The organism is Kitasatospora sp. NPDC048194, assembly GCF_043202455.1.
In the GTDB taxonomy this organism is placed as follows: domain Bacteria; phylum Actinomycetota; class Actinomycetes; order Streptomycetales; family Streptomycetaceae; genus Kitasatospora.
Map to the genome: position 1 here is coordinate 107,278 of NZ_JBIDAK010000015.1, position 16,771 is coordinate 124,048.

General features: G+C 74.6%; 13 protein-coding genes, 1 tRNA gene and 1 riboswitch. Of the genes, 3 read left to right on the plus strand and 11 right to left on the minus strand.

The window, feature by feature from the left end:
- Positions 1 to 222 precede the first annotated feature (222 nt).
- Positions 223 to 651, plus strand: coding sequence for an SsgA family sporulation/cell division regulator (locus tag ACGF07_RS19940; RefSeq protein WP_350739320.1), 429 nt, complete (start codon positions 223 to 225; stop codon positions 649 to 651).
- Between the two features lie 73 nt (positions 652 to 724).
- Here ACGF07_RS19940 and ACGF07_RS19945 read toward each other — a convergent pair whose 3' ends face one another.
- From ACGF07_RS19945 to ACGF07_RS19955, 3 genes are read right to left on the minus strand one after another with little or no spacing between them, the layout of a single operon-like run.
- The gene (locus ACGF07_RS19945) at positions 725 to 3,307 is read right to left on the minus strand and encodes a bifunctional lysylphosphatidylglycerol flippase/synthetase MprF (protein WP_392900535.1); all 2,583 of its coding nucleotides are present in this window, start codon (positions 3,305 to 3,307) and stop codon (positions 725 to 727) included.
- Positions 3,304 to 4,620 carry an alpha/beta hydrolase gene (locus ACGF07_RS19950; protein WP_392900539.1) on the minus strand — a complete coding sequence of 439 codons (1,317 nt, stop codon included), beginning with the start codon at positions 4,618 to 4,620 and terminating at the stop codon, positions 3,304 to 3,306. Before ACGF07_RS19950 ends, ACGF07_RS19945 begins: the two co-directional genes overlap by 4 nt.
- Positions 4,617 to 5,261: a class F sortase gene (locus ACGF07_RS19955; protein ID WP_392900542.1), complete on the minus strand. Its 645-nt coding sequence runs from the start codon at positions 5,259 to 5,261 to the stop codon at positions 4,617 to 4,619. The genes ACGF07_RS19950 and ACGF07_RS19955 overlap by 4 nt, the downstream gene beginning before the upstream one ends.
- A 421-nt stretch (positions 5,262 to 5,682) precedes the next feature.
- Between ACGF07_RS19955 and ACGF07_RS19960 the strand changes: the two genes are divergently transcribed.
- A complete protein-coding gene (locus ACGF07_RS19960) occupies positions 5,683 to 7,002 on the plus strand; it encodes a hypothetical protein (RefSeq protein ID WP_392900545.1) in 1,320 nt (439 codons plus the stop codon).
- Between the two features lie 3 nt (positions 7,003 to 7,005).
- Here ACGF07_RS19960 and ACGF07_RS19965 read toward each other — a convergent pair whose 3' ends face one another.
- Entirely contained in the window at positions 7,006 to 8,445 is a 1,440-nt protein-coding gene (locus ACGF07_RS19965) for an MFS transporter (protein ID WP_392900548.1), read from the minus strand.
- Positions 8,446 to 8,548: 103 nt separating this feature from the next.
- Positions 8,549 to 8,863 carry a DMT family transporter gene (locus ACGF07_RS19970; RefSeq protein WP_392900551.1) on the minus strand — a complete coding sequence of 105 codons (315 nt, stop codon included), beginning with the start codon at positions 8,861 to 8,863 and terminating at the stop codon, positions 8,549 to 8,551.
- A gap of 44 nt (positions 8,864 to 8,907) precedes the next feature.
- A riboswitch (guanidine-III (ykkC-III) riboswitch) is annotated at positions 8,908 to 8,974 on the minus strand.
- An 83-nt stretch (positions 8,975 to 9,057) separates the two neighbouring features.
- Here ACGF07_RS19970 and ACGF07_RS19975 point away from each other — a divergent pair.
- A tRNA-Cys gene (locus tag ACGF07_RS19975) sits at positions 9,058 to 9,129 on the plus strand.
- Between the two features lie 65 nt (positions 9,130 to 9,194).
- Here the strand turns inward: ACGF07_RS19975 and ACGF07_RS19980 are convergent.
- The 6 genes from ACGF07_RS19980 to ACGF07_RS20005 form a co-directional block, all read right to left on the minus strand.
- Positions 9,195 to 11,522 (minus strand): xanthine dehydrogenase family protein molybdopterin-binding subunit, encoded by a 2,328-nt coding sequence (locus tag ACGF07_RS19980; protein ID WP_350744863.1) that lies wholly within the window; start codon positions 11,520 to 11,522, stop codon positions 9,195 to 9,197.
- Complete coding sequence (locus tag ACGF07_RS19985; RefSeq protein ID WP_392900554.1) at positions 11,519 to 12,841, minus strand: 2Fe-2S iron-sulfur cluster-binding protein; 1,323 nt, start codon at positions 12,839 to 12,841, stop codon at positions 11,519 to 11,521. Before ACGF07_RS19985 ends, ACGF07_RS19980 begins: the two co-directional genes overlap by 4 nt.
- The gene (locus ACGF07_RS19990) at positions 12,838 to 13,704 is read right to left on the minus strand and encodes an FAD binding domain-containing protein (protein ID WP_350744877.1); all 867 of its coding nucleotides are present in this window, start codon (positions 13,702 to 13,704) and stop codon (positions 12,838 to 12,840) included. Before ACGF07_RS19990 ends, ACGF07_RS19985 begins: the two co-directional genes overlap by 4 nt.
- A 332-nt stretch (positions 13,705 to 14,036) precedes the next feature.
- A complete protein-coding gene (locus ACGF07_RS19995; protein ID WP_392900557.1) occupies positions 14,037 to 15,647 on the minus strand; it encodes a beta-N-acetylhexosaminidase in 1,611 nt (536 codons plus the stop codon).
- Between the two features lie 91 nt (positions 15,648 to 15,738).
- The gene (locus tag ACGF07_RS20000) at positions 15,739 to 16,017 is read right to left on the minus strand and encodes a DUF3039 domain-containing protein (protein WP_196947467.1); all 279 of its coding nucleotides are present in this window, start codon (positions 16,015 to 16,017) and stop codon (positions 15,739 to 15,741) included.
- 84 nt (positions 16,018 to 16,101) lie between these two features.
- Complete coding sequence (locus tag ACGF07_RS20005) at positions 16,102 to 16,686, minus strand: YqgE/AlgH family protein (protein ID WP_350744859.1); 585 nt, start codon at positions 16,684 to 16,686, stop codon at positions 16,102 to 16,104.
- Between the last annotated feature and the right edge of the window lie 85 nt (positions 16,687 to 16,771).

Consider the following 16,771-nt stretch of genomic DNA (forward strand, 5'->3'; position numbering starts at 1 on the left):
GGCCCCGTTCCGCGGTCGGGCGGCGATCGGACAACCCGCCCAGCCTACCGGCCCGGGCGCCGTCCGGGCGCTGCGACCCGGCCCCGGCGGAGGGCGGGTCGGCCGGAAATCGACGTGATGCGGGTCACTCGCACGGCCCATGGAAAGCGCGTAATCGGAAGCCGTCCCACCGCTCTCACAGGTGTGAGGCCGCCCCGCCCCCACCGCTCGAAGGGACCCGCCGTGCACCACCGCGTCGAAGACACCGCCCACGCCCACCTGATCCTCTCCGCGCACCGCTCCGCCCGGCTGCGGGTGGTGCTGTCCTACCGGCCGGAGGACCCGTTCGCGGTCCGGATGGCCTTTCCCGCCGAGTTCTCGCTGGACGACCCCGAGGACGGCGGGCACGGCGCGGACATCGTCTGGGTCTTCGCCCGTCAGCTGCTGTCCGCGGGACTGGACTCGCCCGCCGGCGTCGGCGACGTCCACGTCCGCCCCGCGCCCGGCCGGCACACCATGGTCGAACTGCGGGCCCCGGAGGGCACCGCGCTGCTCCGGTTCGCCAGCACCGACCTGCGGCGCTTCCTGGGGCGCAGCCGGCTGCTCGTCGCCGAGGGCGAGGAGCACCTGCACCTGGACGCCGACCGCGCGCTCGCCCAGCTGCTCGACTGAGCGCCCCGGCCTCCATGAAAGGGGCGCACCGCGCGGCGCCGGGGCCGGCAGCCGGCTCGGCCCGTCGGTTCGTTCAGCCCGTCAGCCGGCGCATCAGCCGCACGCCCTGGGCGGGCGTCAGGTGCGGCAGGTAGGCCTTGCCGATCGCCCGGGTGATGCCGGGCAACGCGGCCGGGTCCGGGTAGGCCATGTACATCGGCCGGTACTCCGGCTGGAACTTCGCCTTGAACGCGAGCAGCGAGCGGAAGCCGTACACCGGCTCCAGCACCTTGCCCATCCCGTCCAGCATCCGCTGCAGCCCGGTGGGCTCCTCGTCCTGCCCGCTGCGGGCCAGCGGGGCGCCCGACAGCGACAGGAAGCGCGCGCCCTCGCCCTGGAAGCCGAGCGCGGCCGAGGCGATCAGGAACTCGTTGACGCCGCGGAAGCCCTCCGAGCGGCGCCGCATGAAGTCCAGCGTCCAGCCCACCGGCACGCCGTCCTCGTACACCGGCATCCAGCTGGTCAGCCCGTGGACCGTCCCCTGCGCGTCCACCGCGATCAGCACCCGTACGTCCGGGTCGTCCAGCTCCTCCAGCCCGCCGAGCGTGAACCCCATCTCGGGCAGGCCCTTCTCGGAGACCCACTCCTCGGAGATCGCCCGGATCTGGTCGCGCAGCCCGAGCGGCGCCTGCGGGTACGCCCACCACTCCGCGGTGATGCCCTGCTTGCCGGCCTTGTTGAGGGCGGTGCGGATGTCCTGCCACTTGCGGCCGGTGAACGCCAGCTCGGGCAGCGGCACCACGGTGTCCTCGGCGACCTGCACCGAACGCCAGCCGAGCCGGGCGGCGGCGGCCCTGGTCTCCGCGGAGACGCTGTAGAAGCAGGGCGTCCAGCCCCGGGCGTCGCAATGGCGGGCGAAGCCGACCACGGCGCCGGCCCGTGCGTCCGGGGCCCCGAACGGGTCCCCGGTGGTCAGGGCCACGGTGCCCACCAGCCGGTAGGCGACGGCGGCGCGGCCGTCCTCGTCGAACCAGTAGTGGTTGCCGTCCCAGGTGGTGATGAAGGACAGCGTGCCGCCGCCGTGCGCGGTGAGCAGCGCCCTGGCGCGGGCGGTCGCCGCCGCGTCGGTGTGCAGCACCGGCCGGCGGAAGACCGTCAGCAGCGCGCCCAGCGTGACCACCCAGAACGCCAGCCCGCAGTACGTCTCCAGGAACAGCGCCACCGGGCCGACCGCGATCGGGTAGTCCGGCGTCAGGTCGTTGTAGGCGGGCGGCAGGAACTGGGCCGGCAGCCCGTGCAGCAGTCGGCGGACGGTCGCCCCCGGCTCGAACTGCCCGGCCACCAGCCGTCCGAGTCCCACGTACGCGGCCGAGCAGAGCAGCGCGGCCCCGCCGACCACCCCGGCCAGCCGGCGCACCGCCCGGCCGGACAGCCGCACCCGGAACCGCTGCCGGGTGGCCAGCAGCAGGCCGGTGGTCAGCAGCGGCAGCAGCATCGCCTCGACGAAGTACTGCACCACGTCCCCGCTGACCGGCCCGGCGTCCAGGTACAGCCAGGCCAGCAGGGCCACCCAGAGCAGTTCGGTGGCGACGGTGATCCGCCAGGCGAGGATCAGCCCCCGGCGCAGGCCCGCGGCGAGCACCAGCAGCAGCGCCGGGAACAGCGCGGCCATCAGCCGCCCCGGGGTGTCGAAGATCCGCTCGACGGCGTGCGCCCGGGCGCATTCGTGCGCCGACACCGCGCAGAAGTCGGCGACCTCGTCCGGGCTGAGCCGGTGCGAGAAGTACAGCTCGGAGAAGGTGTTGAACGGCCCGCTGGCGTTGTCGTAGAGCGAGGCGATCAGCGGCCCGCAGGCGGCGGCGACCAGGCAGAGCGCCACCAGCACCCGGGTCTCGGTGTGCGAGGAGCCGTGGCTGCGCAGGTAGGGCCGGCCGCGGCTGAGCAGCGCGCCGACGCCCAGCCCGACCAGCGCGGCAGAGCACCGCTGGACGCTCTGCAGGTGGCCGACGTACAGCGTCATGACCAGCGGGACGAGCAGCACGAGCAGGTGCAGCCGGCGGCGCCACAGCACGGTGAGCCGGTAGCCGAGCACCCCGGCCAGGGCGAACAGTCCGACGCCGGGGCCGACCGACACCTGGTCGGCCACCGAGGCGGTCCACTGCTCCCCCGCCGCGGAGCCGAGCGCGACCAGCCCGGCGCCCAGCAGGGTGCCGACGACCTGGCCGCCCACCAGCACCCCGAGGGTGCGCAGCCGTCCGAGCCGCCGTTCGGCCGCGGGGCCGACCAGGAGCAGCAGCAGGCTGGTGAAGACGTACGCGCCGATCCCCGAGCACCACAGCAGGGAGGTCACCGGTGTCCACCAGCGGCCCTCGGCGAGGGTGGGCAGGCCGACGCCTGCGTGGCCGAGCAGCCGCCGGGACGGCCCGGCGGACAGGCTCCCGGTGGCCGCGCCGAGCGCCCAGAGCGCGGCCAGCAGCGCCAGGCTCAGCGGCGCCGCGCGCAGCCGGTCGCCGAGTGCCCGGGCCGCCCGCCGCACCCGCTGCGGCCGCGGCCCGGCCGTCCGGGTGACCGGGGCGAGGTCGGCGTCCCGCCCGCGCTCGGCGGCCGGCGGCGGGGCCTGGACCACGGGGTCCGCGGGCGCCGCGGAAGCCGCCGGGGCCGCCAGGGTGCGGTTCACCGGATCAGTCCGCTCTGCCGGGCGAGCCAGGGCAGGTTCTGCTCGAAGGCCTGCCGGAACACCACCCAGCTGTGCCAGCCGGGAATGGTCTGGAAGCCGACCTTCATCCCGGCCGCCTGCGCCGCCGCGTACATCTTCTCCTGTCCCGGCCGGTACCACGGGTCGTCGGCGCCGACCACGAACATGCCGGCGGTGTCGGGGAACTGCCTGCGGGTCATCAGGTGCATCGGGTCGACGGCGGCGAAGGCGTTCTCGTCCCCGTCGAAGGCCTTGGCCACCGTCTCGCCGTGGCTGCCCAGGGTCGGCTCGTCCTGGCCGGAGATGTCCAGGAAGGCGCCGTACACGTCCGGGGCGTTGAGGGCCAGCTGGAGCGAGCAGGTCCCGCCGAGCGAGAGCCCGCCGATGGCGAGCGAGGTGCGGCCGGTGGCGGTCTGCAGGTTGCGGTGGATCCAGTCCGGGACGTCGACGGCCAGGTAGGTCTGCGACTTGGCGATCCGCGAGTCCATGCAGAGCGGGTTGGAGAACTGGCCGCCGGTCTCGTCGGCGACCACGACGATCGGGGCCAGGCCCTGGTGCTCGGCGGCGAAGGCGTCCAGGGTGTCCCGGATGGCTCCGGAGTTGACCCAGTCCTCCGGGGCGCCGGGCTGGCCGGGCAGCAGCACCACGACGGGCAGCAGCGGCCGGGGGTCGGCCTGGTAGGCGGGCGGCAGGTAGACGTACCCCGGCCGGGCGGAGAAGCCGGAGGCGGGCCCGGGGATGGTCACGGTGGAGAGGGTGCCCTTGGCGGGCAGGCCGGGCGGCGCGTGCCAGGTCTCGGAGAGGGGGCGGTCCGGCGCGCTCCCCACGACGGCGGCGGCCCGGCCCCTGGTCAGCTCGTCGGTCGGCGGGGCCAGCATGGACCGGGCGGTCGGGTACTGGTCGAAGCCCCGGTTGATCTGCGAGGCGGCCATCACCACGACCAGGGCGACGCCGCCGACCGCCAGCAGCCGGCGGCGGTTGGACAGCAGCGGCGCCCGGAAGCAGAGCAGGGATATGCCGAACAGCGCGACGGCTACCCAGCGCATCACGAAGTCCGGCGTGCCCTCCGGGAAGGGACGCCACCAGCTGTCGACGGCGACCTTCACCAGCGCGGTCAGGGCGCCGCCCGCCAGCAGGGCGCCGAGCATCCGCGGGGCGCGCCAGCGCTCGTGCCGGGAGAGGGCCAGCAGGGCGAACGCCCCCCAGCCCGCGGCGAGCACGGCGTAGGGGATCGGGCCGTGGGTGAGCGGCCAGTCGATCGGGTTCCAGCGGATGGCGAGGGTGAGCGTGGTCATGCGGCTTTGCCCGGCCGGGTGGTGTCGGCCAGGAAGCCGTAGGCGACGACGTTGCCCTCGTAGCCGTGCTCCTCGCTGTAGGCGCCGCCGCAGGTGATCACCCGCAGTTGCGCGTCGGAGGCCTGGCGGTACACCCGGTCGTCCGGGAAGTCCTTTCGGTCGTGCACTTCGATGGCGTACAGCTGGTAGACGGCGGTGGCGCCGTCGGCCCGGGCGATCTCGACCCGGTCTCCGCGGTGGAGCGCCCCCAGGTGGTAGAAGACGGCCGGGCCGGTCCTGGTGTCGACGTGGCCCGCCAGGATGGCGGTTCCCCGCTGGCCCGGGGTGGCGCCGCCGCGGTACCACCCGGCGAGGTTGCGGTCGGCTTCGGGCGGGGTCTGGAGGTGTCCGGCGGCGTCCAGGCCGAGTCCGGTGACGGGGGCGTCCAGGCGGACGGCCGGGATGCGGATCCGGGTCGGGGCGGACGGGCCGAGCGGCGGGACGACGGAGACCGGCGCGAAGCCGGACAGCGCCTGCCCCGCTGCCGGGGCGGGCGGCAGCACCGGCGCGCCGCCGTCGTGCAGCAGCCAGGCGCCGAACACCAGCGCGGTGCCGGCCGCCAGGGTGCCCGGCCAGGGGCTCCTGCTGTGCTGGACGCCCACGGGCGCTCCCCTCTGCCGACCGGAATCCCGCTTCCTGGGAGTTTCCTGGGAACTCATTCAATCGGATCGGACCCTAAGGCACGTCCGCACCAGGGTCGTATTCGCACCCGCCGATCGGCAGGGTCGCGAGGCCCGCCCGTGCGCCCGGTGCGGGCCCGGGCACCGTGCGTGACGGGGGCCTTCCGCGTACGGGCTCCGCGGAACCACTCGTTCGAACAGCTCGACGATGTGGCCCACCCGTTCGGTTGCGTCAATCGGGCGATCGATTCCGACCGTTCGATGCGCCTCTCCGACCGATTCCGCCCACATGCCATGCTGACCCGACCAGCAAAGCCCAGCCGAGTGGGTTCTATCGCTCCTCCAGCCCGACCGGACTTCCGCACGCCGTACGCCTGCCGAACGCCTCATGAACGGAGTGACCATGGACGCTCTCACCCGCCGCAGCCTGTTGGCCGCCGGAGCGGCCACCGCCGCCACCCTCGCGGCCGGCTGCGGCAGCGACCGGTCGGGCGGCGGCGGGGAGCACGTGACGGGCGGCGCCCCGACCGGCCCGACCGGCGACGCGCCGAGCGCCGTCCCGGCCCCGGCGCCGCAGAAGCCGCAGGTCGTCCTGATCGGCGACGGCTCGACCTCCGACACCGGCGCCCAGCCGCACCAGCCCGTCCCCGACCGGCTCCAGCCCGGCCAGCGCCCGCCGCAGTTCGTGGTCTTCTCCTGGGACGGCGCCGGCGAGCTCGACAACGGCCTGTTCGGCCGCTTCCGCCGGCTGGCCCGCGAGCACAACGCCTCGATGACCTTCTTCCTCAGCGGGCTCTACCTGCTGCCGGAGTCCAAGAAGGACCTGTACCGCCCGCCGCAGCACAAGGTCGGCGCCTCCGAGATCGGCTACCTGAGCGACCAGCACATCCACGACACCCTGGAGAACGTGCACGCCGCCTGGCTGGAGGGCCACGAGATCGGCACCCACTTCAACGGCCACTTCTGCGGCGCCACCGGCGTCGGCAAGTGGTCCCCGGAGGAGTGGGACAGCGAGATCCAGCAGGCCATGGACTTCGTGATGAACTGGCGCACCAACACCGGCTTCACCGACCTGCCGGCGCTGCCCTTCGACTACCGCAAGGAGCTGATCGGCAGCCGCACCCCCTGTCTTGAGGGCCAGCGCAACCTGCTGCCCACCGCGGTCAAGCGCGGCTGGCGCTACGACAGCAGCGGCAACGGCACCCAGGTGTGGCCGCAGAAGATCCAGGGCGGCGCGCTGTGGGACCTCCCCCTGCAGTCCATCCCCTTCCCCGGGCACACCTTCCAGGTGCTGTCGATGGACTACAACATCATGTTCAACCAGTGCGGCCCCAACACCAAGGCCGACCCGGCGCTCTACCCCGGCTTCCAGGCCCAGGCCCGGGACGCCTACCTGATGGGCTTCGACCGCACCTACCACAGCAACCGGGCGCCGTACATCATCGGCAACCACTTCGAGGAGTGGAACGGCGGCATCTACATGAACGCCGTCGAGGACGTGCTCAAGGCCATCGCGGACAAGCCCGAGGTGCGGCTGGTCTCCTTCCGCCAGCTGGTGGACTGGCTCGACGCCCAGGACCCCGCGGTGCTGCGCAAGCTGCAGAGCCTCGCCCCCGGGCAGGCGCCGACCGGCGGCTGGGAGAACTTCCTCGGCACCCCGGCGGCGCCCCCGGCCCCCGCGCCCTCTCCCACCGCCACCGCCACGGCCGCCGCCGTCGGCTGACCGTCAGGACCGGGTGCGGACCCGGCCGGAGAGCAGCGCCCCCAGCAGCGCCACCCCGGCCATCACCAGCAGGATCACCGCGAAGGCGGCGGGCGAGCCGGCAGCGTCGGCACCGTCCTGGGCGGCGGCGAGCGAGCCGCCGCCCAGCGCCGCGAACAGCACCCCCGCCAGGCCCGTCAGCAGCACGTTGCCCAGCGCATCGCTCATCTGCAGGGCCGCCGAGTTGGCCCCGGCGTCCTGCGGAGCGGACAGCTTCATCATCAGCACGCTGATGGTCGCGACCGCCAGGCCCATCCCGACCCCGCCGACGGCCCAGGCCACCGACGCCACCCAGGCCGGCACCGCCGGGACCAGCACCAGGGCGGCACCGGCGATCGCCACCCCGGTCAGCACCAGGCCGCCCTTGATCATCGCCTCGCGGTGCCGCTCGGCCCCCGGCCGCCCCTGCAGCCAGGAGCCCAGCGCCCAGGTGAGCCCGCCGCTGGTCAGGGTCAGCCCGGACAGCGTCGGCGAGAGGTCGCGCTGGGTGGTCATCATCAGCGGCACGAAGGCCTCGGCCCCGAGGAACGCCCCGGCCGCCAGCCCGCGCAGCAGGATGACCGTCGGCAGCCCGCGCCCGGCCCGCAGGGTCCGCGGCGGCAGCAGGCCCAGGACGGCCGGAACCAGCAGCGCCGCGCCGGCGATCCCGGGGACCAGCCCGACCAGGTCCCGCCGCTGGCCCGCGTACTGCAGCAGGCCCGCGCCGACCGCGGCCATCGCGGCCAGCAGGGTGCGGCGACGGTCGAAGTCCGCGCCCCTGAGCACCGGGTGCTCCCGCTCGGAACGGGCCAGCGCGGGGCCCATCACGGCCAGCGGCAGCAGGAGCAGCACCGGCACCGCCAGGAACACCCAGCGCCACCCCAGGTGCTGGGTGACGGCCCCGGAGACCAGCGGCCCGATGATCGAGGGCAGCACCCAGGCGGAGGAGAACGCGGCGAACACCGCCGGCCGCAGCCGCTCCGGGTAGGCCCGGCCGACCACCACGTACAGCGCCACGATCACCAGTCCGCCGCCGAGGCCCTGGATCGCCCGCCCGGCCACGAACACCCACATGCCGGGTGCCGTCCCGGCCACCACCAGGCCGGCGCCGAACACCGCGATGCCGGTGAACAGCGGCCGCAGCGGCCCGCGCCGGTCGCACCACTGCCCGGAGACGACCAGCGCGAACAGCGTGGTGGTGAAGTAGCCGGAGAAGGCGAAGGCGTACAGCCCCAGGCCGTCCAGCTGGCGGGCCGCGGTCGGCATCGCGGTGTTGACGGCCGTCGCCTCGAAGGCGATCACCAGGACCACCGAGACGATCCCCAGCGTCAGCGCGCGGTAGCGGCCGCTGAGGACTCCGCCACCGGAGTCGGTTCCGTCGGGTATCGAGGTGGGGTCGACCGAGGTGGAGGAGGCAGTGGTCATGACTGACATCGTAAGAGCCGTCCGCCCGGATAGCCCCTGACCGGAGTCGGTGATCGCCTCCGTCCGCAGGCCTAGGACCGGCGGGCGGTCTCGCGCGCCGGCCTCAGTGCAGGACCTTGAGCCCCACCACGCCCGCGACGATCAGCACCAGGCAGCCGACCCGGGCCATGGTCACCGCGTCCCCGAGGACGGCCATGCCGTACAGGGCGGTGCCGACCGCACCGATGCCGACCCACACCGCGTACCCGGTGCCGATCGGAATGGTGCGCATCGCGTACGCCAGACCGCCCATGCTGAGCAGCAGGGCGACGCCGAACACCAGGGTGGGAACGGGGCGGGAGAACCCCTTGGACGAATCCAGGGCCACCGCCCAGACGGTCTCCAGGAGACCCGAGACGATCAGAACGAGCCAAGCCATGACGGCCGTACCTCCGCAGTCCACAGCGGCCGGATTGCCGCTGAACTGCGTCGTCTTGTCGTCACCGGGTACGACGCGCTCGTCCGGAGTGGCGGGAAAAGCAGCCACCGCTTCCGACGGTAGCACACATTGCCATACAGAATTTACAAAGCGTCATTGACCCCATTCGGACACTGCGCCATCCTGAATTCACTGGCCGTGTGCCCGAGTGGCTGAGGGGACCGTCTGCAAAGCGGTGCACGCGGGTTCGATTCCCGCCACGGCCTCGAAGAAAAGGGAATTGCCGGTCGACTCGGAAGTCGACCGGCAATTCCCTTTTCCCGCTTTCCGGTCAGGCCGTGACCGCGTCCTCCGGCCGGATCGGCAGCCGGCCGACCGGCAGGCCGGTGGCGGCCCGGACGGCGGCGGCCACCGCCGCCGGAGCGACCACCGCGGGCACCGCGCTGACCGCCTTGGCGCCGAACGTGGCGACCACGTCCCGCTCCTCCAGCAGCGCGGCGATCCGCACCTCCGGGGTGTCCAGGGAGGTCGGCAGCCGGTAACCGGTCAGCGAGGGGTTGCACAGCACGCCGCCGGAGGTCCGGAGATCCTCCATCAGCGCCAGGCCCACGCCCTGGGCCACGCCGGCCTCGATCCGGTCCTCGATCTGGCGGGGGTTCAGCGCCCGGCCGACGTCCTGGGCCACGGTCATCTCGACCACCCGGACGGCCCCCAGCTCGATGTCCACGTCGACCACCGCGCGCATCGCGCAGAAGGAGATGGAGACGAAGGCGTCGCCCTGCCCGGACTCGTCCAGCGGCTCGGTCGGGTGCGGCCGGCACTGCGCGGTGGCCCAGAGCTCCTTGCCCTCCAGCGCCTCGGCGACCGGCATGCCGAGCACCCCGTCGTACGAGGTGATCTTGCCGTCGGCGATCTGCAGCAGTTCCGCGGACATCCCGAAGTTGGCCGCGATCGGCTGCAGCAGCTGGTGACGGACCATCAGGGCGGCCCGCTCGACCGCGCCACCGGAGACCCAGGTGTGCCGGCCCCGGGCCGAGGGCCCGGCGATCGACTGGTCGCTGTCGGCCGGGGCGATGTAGACCTCGCTGACGCCCAGCACCGTCTGCACGATCTGCCGGGCCAGCGTGGCGAAGCCCTGCCCGGCGTCGACCGCCGCGCAGATCACCGTGGCGTGGTCGCCGCTGACCCGCACGGTGGCGGTGGAGACCTCGTCCTCGCCCTCGGCGCCCAGCATGTGCACCATGCCGACGGCGTAGCCGATGCCCCGGCGCACCGCGGACGGGTCCCCGGCGCCGCCGGGCCCGCCGGGCAGCAGCCACTCGGCGTCCGGGTCGTCCACCGGCAGGGCCGGCAGCGGCTCGGCCGCCACCGCGTCCAGCAGCGCCTTCACCGGCGCCGGGCAGGTGACGGCCTGTCCGGTGGGCAGTGGGTCGCCGGTGGACATCGCGTTGCGGCGGCGGATCTCCACCGGGTCCACGCCCACCCGGGCGGCCAGTTGGTCCAGCTGCGACTCGTACGCGAAGCAGGCCTGCAACGCGCCCTCGCCGCGCATCCGCCCGGCCGGCGGGTTGTTGGTGCGCACCGCCCAGGCGTCCACGAACACGTTCGGGCAGACGTACGGGCCGACCGAGAAGGCCGTCGCGGCGGCCAGCGCCTCGGCGGAGACGTCCGCGTAGGCGCCGCCGTCCAGCAGGATCTGCGCCTCGACCTTCACCAGGGTGCCGTCCGCGTCGGCGTGGTGGCGGTAGCGCAGGAGCGCGGGGTGGCGCGAGGTGTGGGTGTGGAAGGACTCCTCGCGGGTCAGCGTCATCTTCACCGGGCGGCCGGTGCGCAGCGCCAGGAGGGCCAGGGTGACCTGGAAGGAGAGGTCCTCGCGGTCGGTGGTGGCGCCGGGCACGCCGGTGACCACCAACCGGACGCGGTCCGGCTCCAGGCCCAGGCAGGCGGCGGTGCGGTCGCGGTCGCCGTGCGGGTCGGTGGAGGACAGGTGCAGTTCGACCCCGCCGTCCGGGCGCGGCACGGCCAGCCCGGCCTCGGCGCCGAGCGGGGCCGGGTCCTGCCGGCCGACCTGGTAGAGGCCCTCGACGACGATCTCGCCGACCGCCTCCGGGTCCCCGGTGCGCAGCGGCAGGTGGCGGAACAGGTTGCCGTCCGGGTGCAGCGGCGGCGCGGTGAAGGCCTGCTCGGGGTCGGTCACCGCCTCCAGGAGCTCGTAGTCGACGGCGATCAGACCGACCGCCAGCCGGGCGGTGTCCGGGTGGTCGGCGGCCACCGCGGCGATCGGCTCGCCGTGGTGGCGCACCACGCCGGAGGCCAGCACCGGCCGGTCGGCGACGATCGGGCCGGCCGGGGCACCGTCCGGGGCGCCGTCCGGGCCGGGCGGCAGGTCGGCGGCGGTGACCACCGCGTGCACGCCGGGCAGGGCCAGTGCGGCCGAGGTGTCGATGCCGCGGATCCGGGCGTGCGGGTGCGGGGAGCGCAGCACCGCGCCCCACAGCAGGCCCTCGGCCCACAGGTCGGCGGCGTAGGGGTAGATGCCGAGCGCCTTGGGCAGCGCGTCGGTGCGCAGCGGTGAGCTGCCCAGGCCGAAGGGCTCCGGTGCGCCGCCCTCGCCGCCGTCCTGCTGGAGTGCTGCGCCGATGTCGGTAGGCGACGTCATGATGCGTGGTCGTCCTCGGGGAGGCGGGTGCCGTGGGCGGGGGTGGCGGTGTACGGGATGCCGGCCGGGGCACCGCCCTCGGCCGGGGCACCGTGCGGGTCGGCGTACGGGGTGCCGTGCGCGGGCATGCCGTCATAGCCGGTACCGGGCAACGGGGTGCCGTGCGCAGGGGTTCCGTCGTAACCGGTACCGGGCAGCGCGGTGCCGTGCGCGGGCGTGCCCTCGTAGCCGGTACCGGGCAACGGGGTGCCGTGCGCGGGGGTTCCGTCGTAGCCGGTACCGGGCAACGGGGTGCCGTGCGCGGGGGTGGGCTCGTAGACCGGGGCGTCGTAGCCGGTGTCGTAGCCGCTGTCGTAGCCGTTCGGCGGCTGGTGGCCGTCCGGGTAGCCGGCCGGCACGTAGCCGCCGTGCGCGGGGGTGGCCTGGTAGGGCTGCTCGGGGTAGCCCTGCGGGTAGTAGACCTGGTCGCCGGTGGCCTGGGCGGGGATGCCGGGGTGCATCGCGGCCGGCGGGGCGGTGTCGTACACGCCGGTGTCGTAGCCGCCGTCGGCGTATCCGGGGTCGGTGTACCCGGGGTCGGCCGGGGCGGGCGCGGGGGCCGGCTCGGCGGCCGGCTGGGGGACGTGCTCGATCCAGGCGTCGGCGTCGGTGTGGACCGGCAGCTCGGCGGCCGGCTCGGGCTCCGCGGCGGCGGGCCGATCGGCCGGCACCTCGACGGGGGCCTCGGCGGCCGACTGCTCGGCCGCGGCGGCCTCCTCCGCCTCCTCGGCCTCCAGGGCCCGGGCGTCGGCGACGCTCTGGACGGCGGCCAGGACGCCCCGGTAGCCGGTGCAGCGGCAGAGGTTGCCGCACAGCGCCTGCCGGGCCTCGACCTCGGTGGGCCGGTGGTTGCGCTGGAGCAGGTCGTGCACGGCCATCGCCATGCCGGGCGTGCAGTAGCCGCACTGGACGGCCCCGGAGGCGGCCAGGGCCTGCTGGACGTCGCTCGCGCCGCCGTCGGCCGACAGGCCCTCGACGGTGTTGATCTCGCTGTCCGCGGCCAGCGCGGCGGGGACCAGGCAGCCCGCCACCAGCTGGCCGTCCACCTGCACCGAGCAGGCGCCGCACTCGCCCTGCTCGCAGCCGTCCTTGGCGCCGGCCAGGCCGAGCCGCTCGCGCAGCACGTAGAGCAGGCTCTCGCCGATCCAGGCGTCGGTGACGGGCCGTTCGAAACCATTGACCCGCAGCGTGTAGGAGGCGCACGGGCGCAGCTCACGGGTGACCTGCGGAGCGAGGCCGAGCGGGTCGGCGTCGAGGGTCTCGATGGGGTCTGTCGTCACTTCAGCGCCCTTCCCAGTGCCCGTCGGGCCAGCACCGATACGGTACGCCGCAGCCGAACGGCGGCCGCGGTCGGCCCCTCGGTCACGGCCTCCCAGGCGCCCTCGGCGCCGTAGTTGTCGGGCACGCAGGCGGCGGCCACGTACTCGCCGAAGGCGGCGGTGGCGGCCGGGTCGATCTCCCGGCTGCCGTCCCAGTCGATGCAGCCGGCCACCCAGGCCTCGGCCTCCAGCGGGCGCAGCGGCACCGGGGCGACGGCTCCGACGGCGCAGCGCACGGCGCGCCGGGCCGGGTCGAGGACGAGGGCGACGGAGGCGGTGGCGCGGTCCGGGCCGCTGCGGCCGGTGGCCTTGAGGAAGACCTGCGGCGCGTGCAGCAGCGGTACCCGCACCCAGGTGAGCAGTTCGCCGGGGCGCACCGGGTCCAGGCCGGTGAGCAGGTGACTGACCGGCACCTCCCGGCTGCCGCCGGCCCGGGCGAGGGTGACGACGGCCTCCAGGGCGGCGAGCACCGGGAGGGTGTCGCCGGCCGGGGCGGCGGTGACGATGTTGCCGCCGAGGGTGCCGACGTTGCGGACCTGCGGGGGGCCGGCGGTGCGGGCGGCGTCGGCGAGCGCGGGGATGAGCGCGGCGAAGTCGGGGCGGTCCATCCGGGCGTGGGTGAGTCCGGCGCCGAGGACGGCGGTGCCGCCGTCCTCGTAGCGCCAGCCGCGCAGTTCGGTGATCCGGCCGAGGCCTACCAGGGCGGCGGGGCGCAGCCGGCCGGCGTTGACGGCTTCCATGAGGTCGGTGGCTCCGGCCACCGGTACCGCGGCCGGGGCGGCGGCCAGCGCGTCGACGGCCTCGTCGAGCGAGGCCGGCAGCATGATCGTCCGGTTCACCTGGGTCCCACCGTGCTCCACTTGCTCATCGATCGCCTGCCGCCCGCGGCTGCGGCCATGCTGTCCGCGTCAGCAGCCCGGTCTGGCCCGTAGGGTACGGGCGATCGGGCCGGGTTGGGCAACTCTGGCACACAATGCTCGATGATCATTCCGGGACCGGCGAACGGGGCTGCCCGATTGGGACCGAAACCGGGCGGTATCTGCCACGGCCCGGGCAGGGCCTGGGCAGATGTTCATCTGTTCTTGACGTCGGGCGACCGCCCGGAAGTTCCCGCGACCCGCTCCGACCGCCGCCGGCACATCCGCGGCGGGCCCGGTCAGCGCACCGGCGGTGGCCCGTCGATCGGTCGGCCGGCCACCCCGGGCCGCCGCTGCCAGGGCAGCGGGCCGTCGGCCGGGCGGTACTCGACGCCGAGCGCGTCCAGCACCCGCAGGTGCCCGGCCAGCCGCTGCTCGAAGCCCGCGAAGTCCCGTTCGGACGGCTCGGCGGGCAGGTCGGACCAGGCGACCTCGGCGAAGGCGGCCAGCCGGGGGAAGGCCCGGTAGTCGAGGTCACGGGCGCTGTCCGCGAACTCGCTCCACAGGTTCGCCTGGGTGCCGATGACGTGCCGGGCCGCGGCCTCGTCCAGCTGCGGCGGGACGGGCTCGAAGCGGTAGACGTCCTCCAGGGTGCGCACGAAGCCGACCGGGATCGGCTCGTCCGGCCCGTCGGCCTGCCGGTGGTCGAGGTAGACGTGCTGCTCCGGGCACATCACCACGTCGTGGCCGGCCCGCGCGGCGGTGATCCCCCCGCCGAAGCCCCGCCAGGAGGACACCGCCGCGCGGGGAGCCAGCCCGCCCTCCAGGATCTCGTCCCAGCCGATCAGCCGGCGGCCGCGTTCGGCCAGCCAGCGGTCGAAGTGCCGGATCAGGTGGCTCTGCAGTTCGTCCTCGTTGGCCAGGCCCAGTTCGCGGATCCTGGCCTGCGCGGCGGCGCTCTCCTTCCACTGCTCCTTGGGGCACTCGTCGCCGCCGAGGTGGACGAACTCGGAGGGGAAGAGCTCCAGGACCTCCTCCAGCACGCCCTCGAAGAAGCGCAGGGTCTCCTCGGAGGCGTTGAGCACGTTGTGGCTCACCCCCCAGTCGGTCCACACCCCGAGCGCGGCGGTGTCCACCACGTCGGTGTTGCCCAGCTCGGGGTAGGCGGCGACGGCGGCCTGGGTGTGCCCGGGCAGGTCGATCTCCGGGACGACGGTGATCCCGCGCGCGGCCGCGTAGGCGACGATCTCGCGCAGGTCGTCCTGGGTGTAGTAGCCGCCGTGCGGGCGGTCGTCGCGGCGCTGACCGGTCCGGTAGCCGACCATCGAGCGCTCCCGCCAGGCGCCGCGTCCGGTCAGCCTCGGGTAGCGCTTGATCTCCACCCGCCAGCCCTGGTCGTCGGTCAGGTGCAGGTGCAGCACGTTGAGCTTGTGCACGGCCAGCAGGTCGACGAAGCGCAGCAGGTCGGCCTTGGGCAGGAAGTGCCGGGCGACGTCCAGCAGCACGCCGCGCCAGCCGAAGCGGGGGGCGTCCTCGATGTCGACGCCGGGCAGCACCCAGCCCTCGCGGCGCAGCGGGGCACGCCGGTGGGCGTCCGGCCCCAGCAGCCGCCGCAGGGTCTGGCCGCCCCACAGCGCACCGGCCGGGCCGCCCGCGGCGAGCAGGACGTGGCCGGGACGCACCGTGAGCCGGTACGCCTCGGCGGCCAGCGCGTCGTCCCGGACCAGCTCGATGCCCGTGCCCGGCCGGCCGGGGCCGAGCGGCAGCCCGGTGGCGGCGCAGAGCGTCCCGCGCAGCCAGCGCTCGGCGTCGGCCAGCTCCGGCGGCGCGGTCAGCGTGGTGGTCGCGTCCAGCGGGAAGTCCTCGCCGGGGCGGCGGGCGGCACTCGACGGTGCGGGGATGAGGTCCATCCCGACATCCTGCCCATCTGCGCAGCGATTGGCATAGACCATTGCGGAAACACGGCGCTATGAAAAACGGCGTTCCGCCCGCGGCCGACGACTACTTGTCGTCGCCGTCGCCGCCCTGCGGCTTCCCGATGCCGTCGTAGATCTCCTTGCACATCGGGCAGACCGGGTACTTCTTCGGGTCGCGCCCGGGCACCCACACCTTGCCGCAGAGCGCGACCACCGGGGATCCGGAGAGCGCGCTCTCCATGATCTTGTCCTTCTGGACGTAGTGCGCGAAGCGCTCGTGGTCGCCGTCCCCGTGGGACACCTGCGGGACGGGCTCGACCAGGGTGCCGGTGCCGAGGCCGCGCTCGGGCTCAAGAGTGCTCATAGGAGACAAGTCTATGGGCGCCCGCGGAAACCCGGCCAGTGTCGCGCGGGCGACCGGTCCGACCGGCGCGGCACCGGGCGGGCGTCAGTTCAGCGTCGGGTCGTCCGGGTAGGTCGCCAGCAGCGCCAGCGGCCCGCGCTGGCGCCGCAGCACCGAGCGCCACAGCCGCTCCGGCTCGGGGCTGGAGACGTCGCCCGGCTCGCAGTCCACCAGGTACCAGGCGCCGGTCTCCAGCTCGGCCTCCAGCTGGCCCGGGGACCAGCCGGCGTACCCGGCGAAGATCCGCAGGCTGCCCAGTTCACCGGCCAGCACCTCGGGCGGCGCCTCCAGGTCCACCAGGCCGATCGCGCCGTGCACCCGCCGCCAGCCCAGCGGCTCCCCGCCGCCCGGCTCCCCCGGTGCGACGGCCAGGCCCAGCGCCGAGTCCAGCGCCACCGGGCCGCCCTGGAAGACCACCGCGGGCTGCCCGACGAGTCTGCTCCAGCCGTCGAGCACGCTGCCCACCTCGACCGGCGTGGGCCGGTTGAGGACCACGCCGAGCGCCCCCTCGACGTCGTGGTCGAGGAGGAGCACCACCGCTCTGGCGAAGTTCGGGTCGGTGAGCAGGGGCGTCGCGACGAGCAGACGGCCGGTGTGCGACCGGCCTCCGTGCGAATGGGCCGCCGTCATGCCTCACATGATCCCGCAGAACAGCACCGGTCGGACACCGCAACACTCCAAACCCCGCCACGCCGGACGAGCACCCGTACGGCCG

Bases quoted from the DNA above. Each gene is read 5' to 3' on its own strand.
- ACGF07_RS19995 (WP_392900557.1), bottom strand. From the start codon at position 15,647: ATGGACCTCATCCCCGCACCGTCGAGTGCCGCCCGCCGCCCCGGCGAG.
- ACGF07_RS19950 (WP_392900539.1), bottom strand. From the start codon at position 4,620: ATGACCACGCTCACCCTCGCCATCCGCTGGAACCCGATCGACTGGCCG.
- ACGF07_RS19965 (WP_392900548.1), bottom strand. From the start codon at position 8,445: ATGACCACTGCCTCCTCCACCTCGGTCGACCCCACCTCGATACCCGAC.
- ACGF07_RS19990 (WP_350744877.1), bottom strand. From the start codon at position 13,704: ATGCTGCCGGCCTCGCTCGACGAGGCCGTCGACGCGCTGGCCGCCGCC.
- ACGF07_RS19980 (WP_350744863.1), bottom strand. From the start codon at position 11,522: ATGACGTCGCCTACCGACATCGGCGCAGCACTCCAGCAGGACGGCGGC.
- ACGF07_RS19970 (WP_392900551.1), bottom strand. From the start codon at position 8,863: ATGGCTTGGCTCGTTCTGATCGTCTCGGGTCTCCTGGAGACCGTCTGG.
- ACGF07_RS20005 (WP_350744859.1), bottom strand. From the start codon at position 16,686: ATGACGGCGGCCCATTCGCACGGAGGCCGGTCGCACACCGGCCGTCTG.
- ACGF07_RS20000 (WP_196947467.1), bottom strand. From the start codon at position 16,017: ATGAGCACTCTTGAGCCCGAGCGCGGCCTCGGCACCGGCACCCTGGTC.
- ACGF07_RS19960 (WP_392900545.1), top strand. From the start codon at position 5,683: ATGGACGCTCTCACCCGCCGCAGCCTGTTGGCCGCCGGAGCGGCCACC.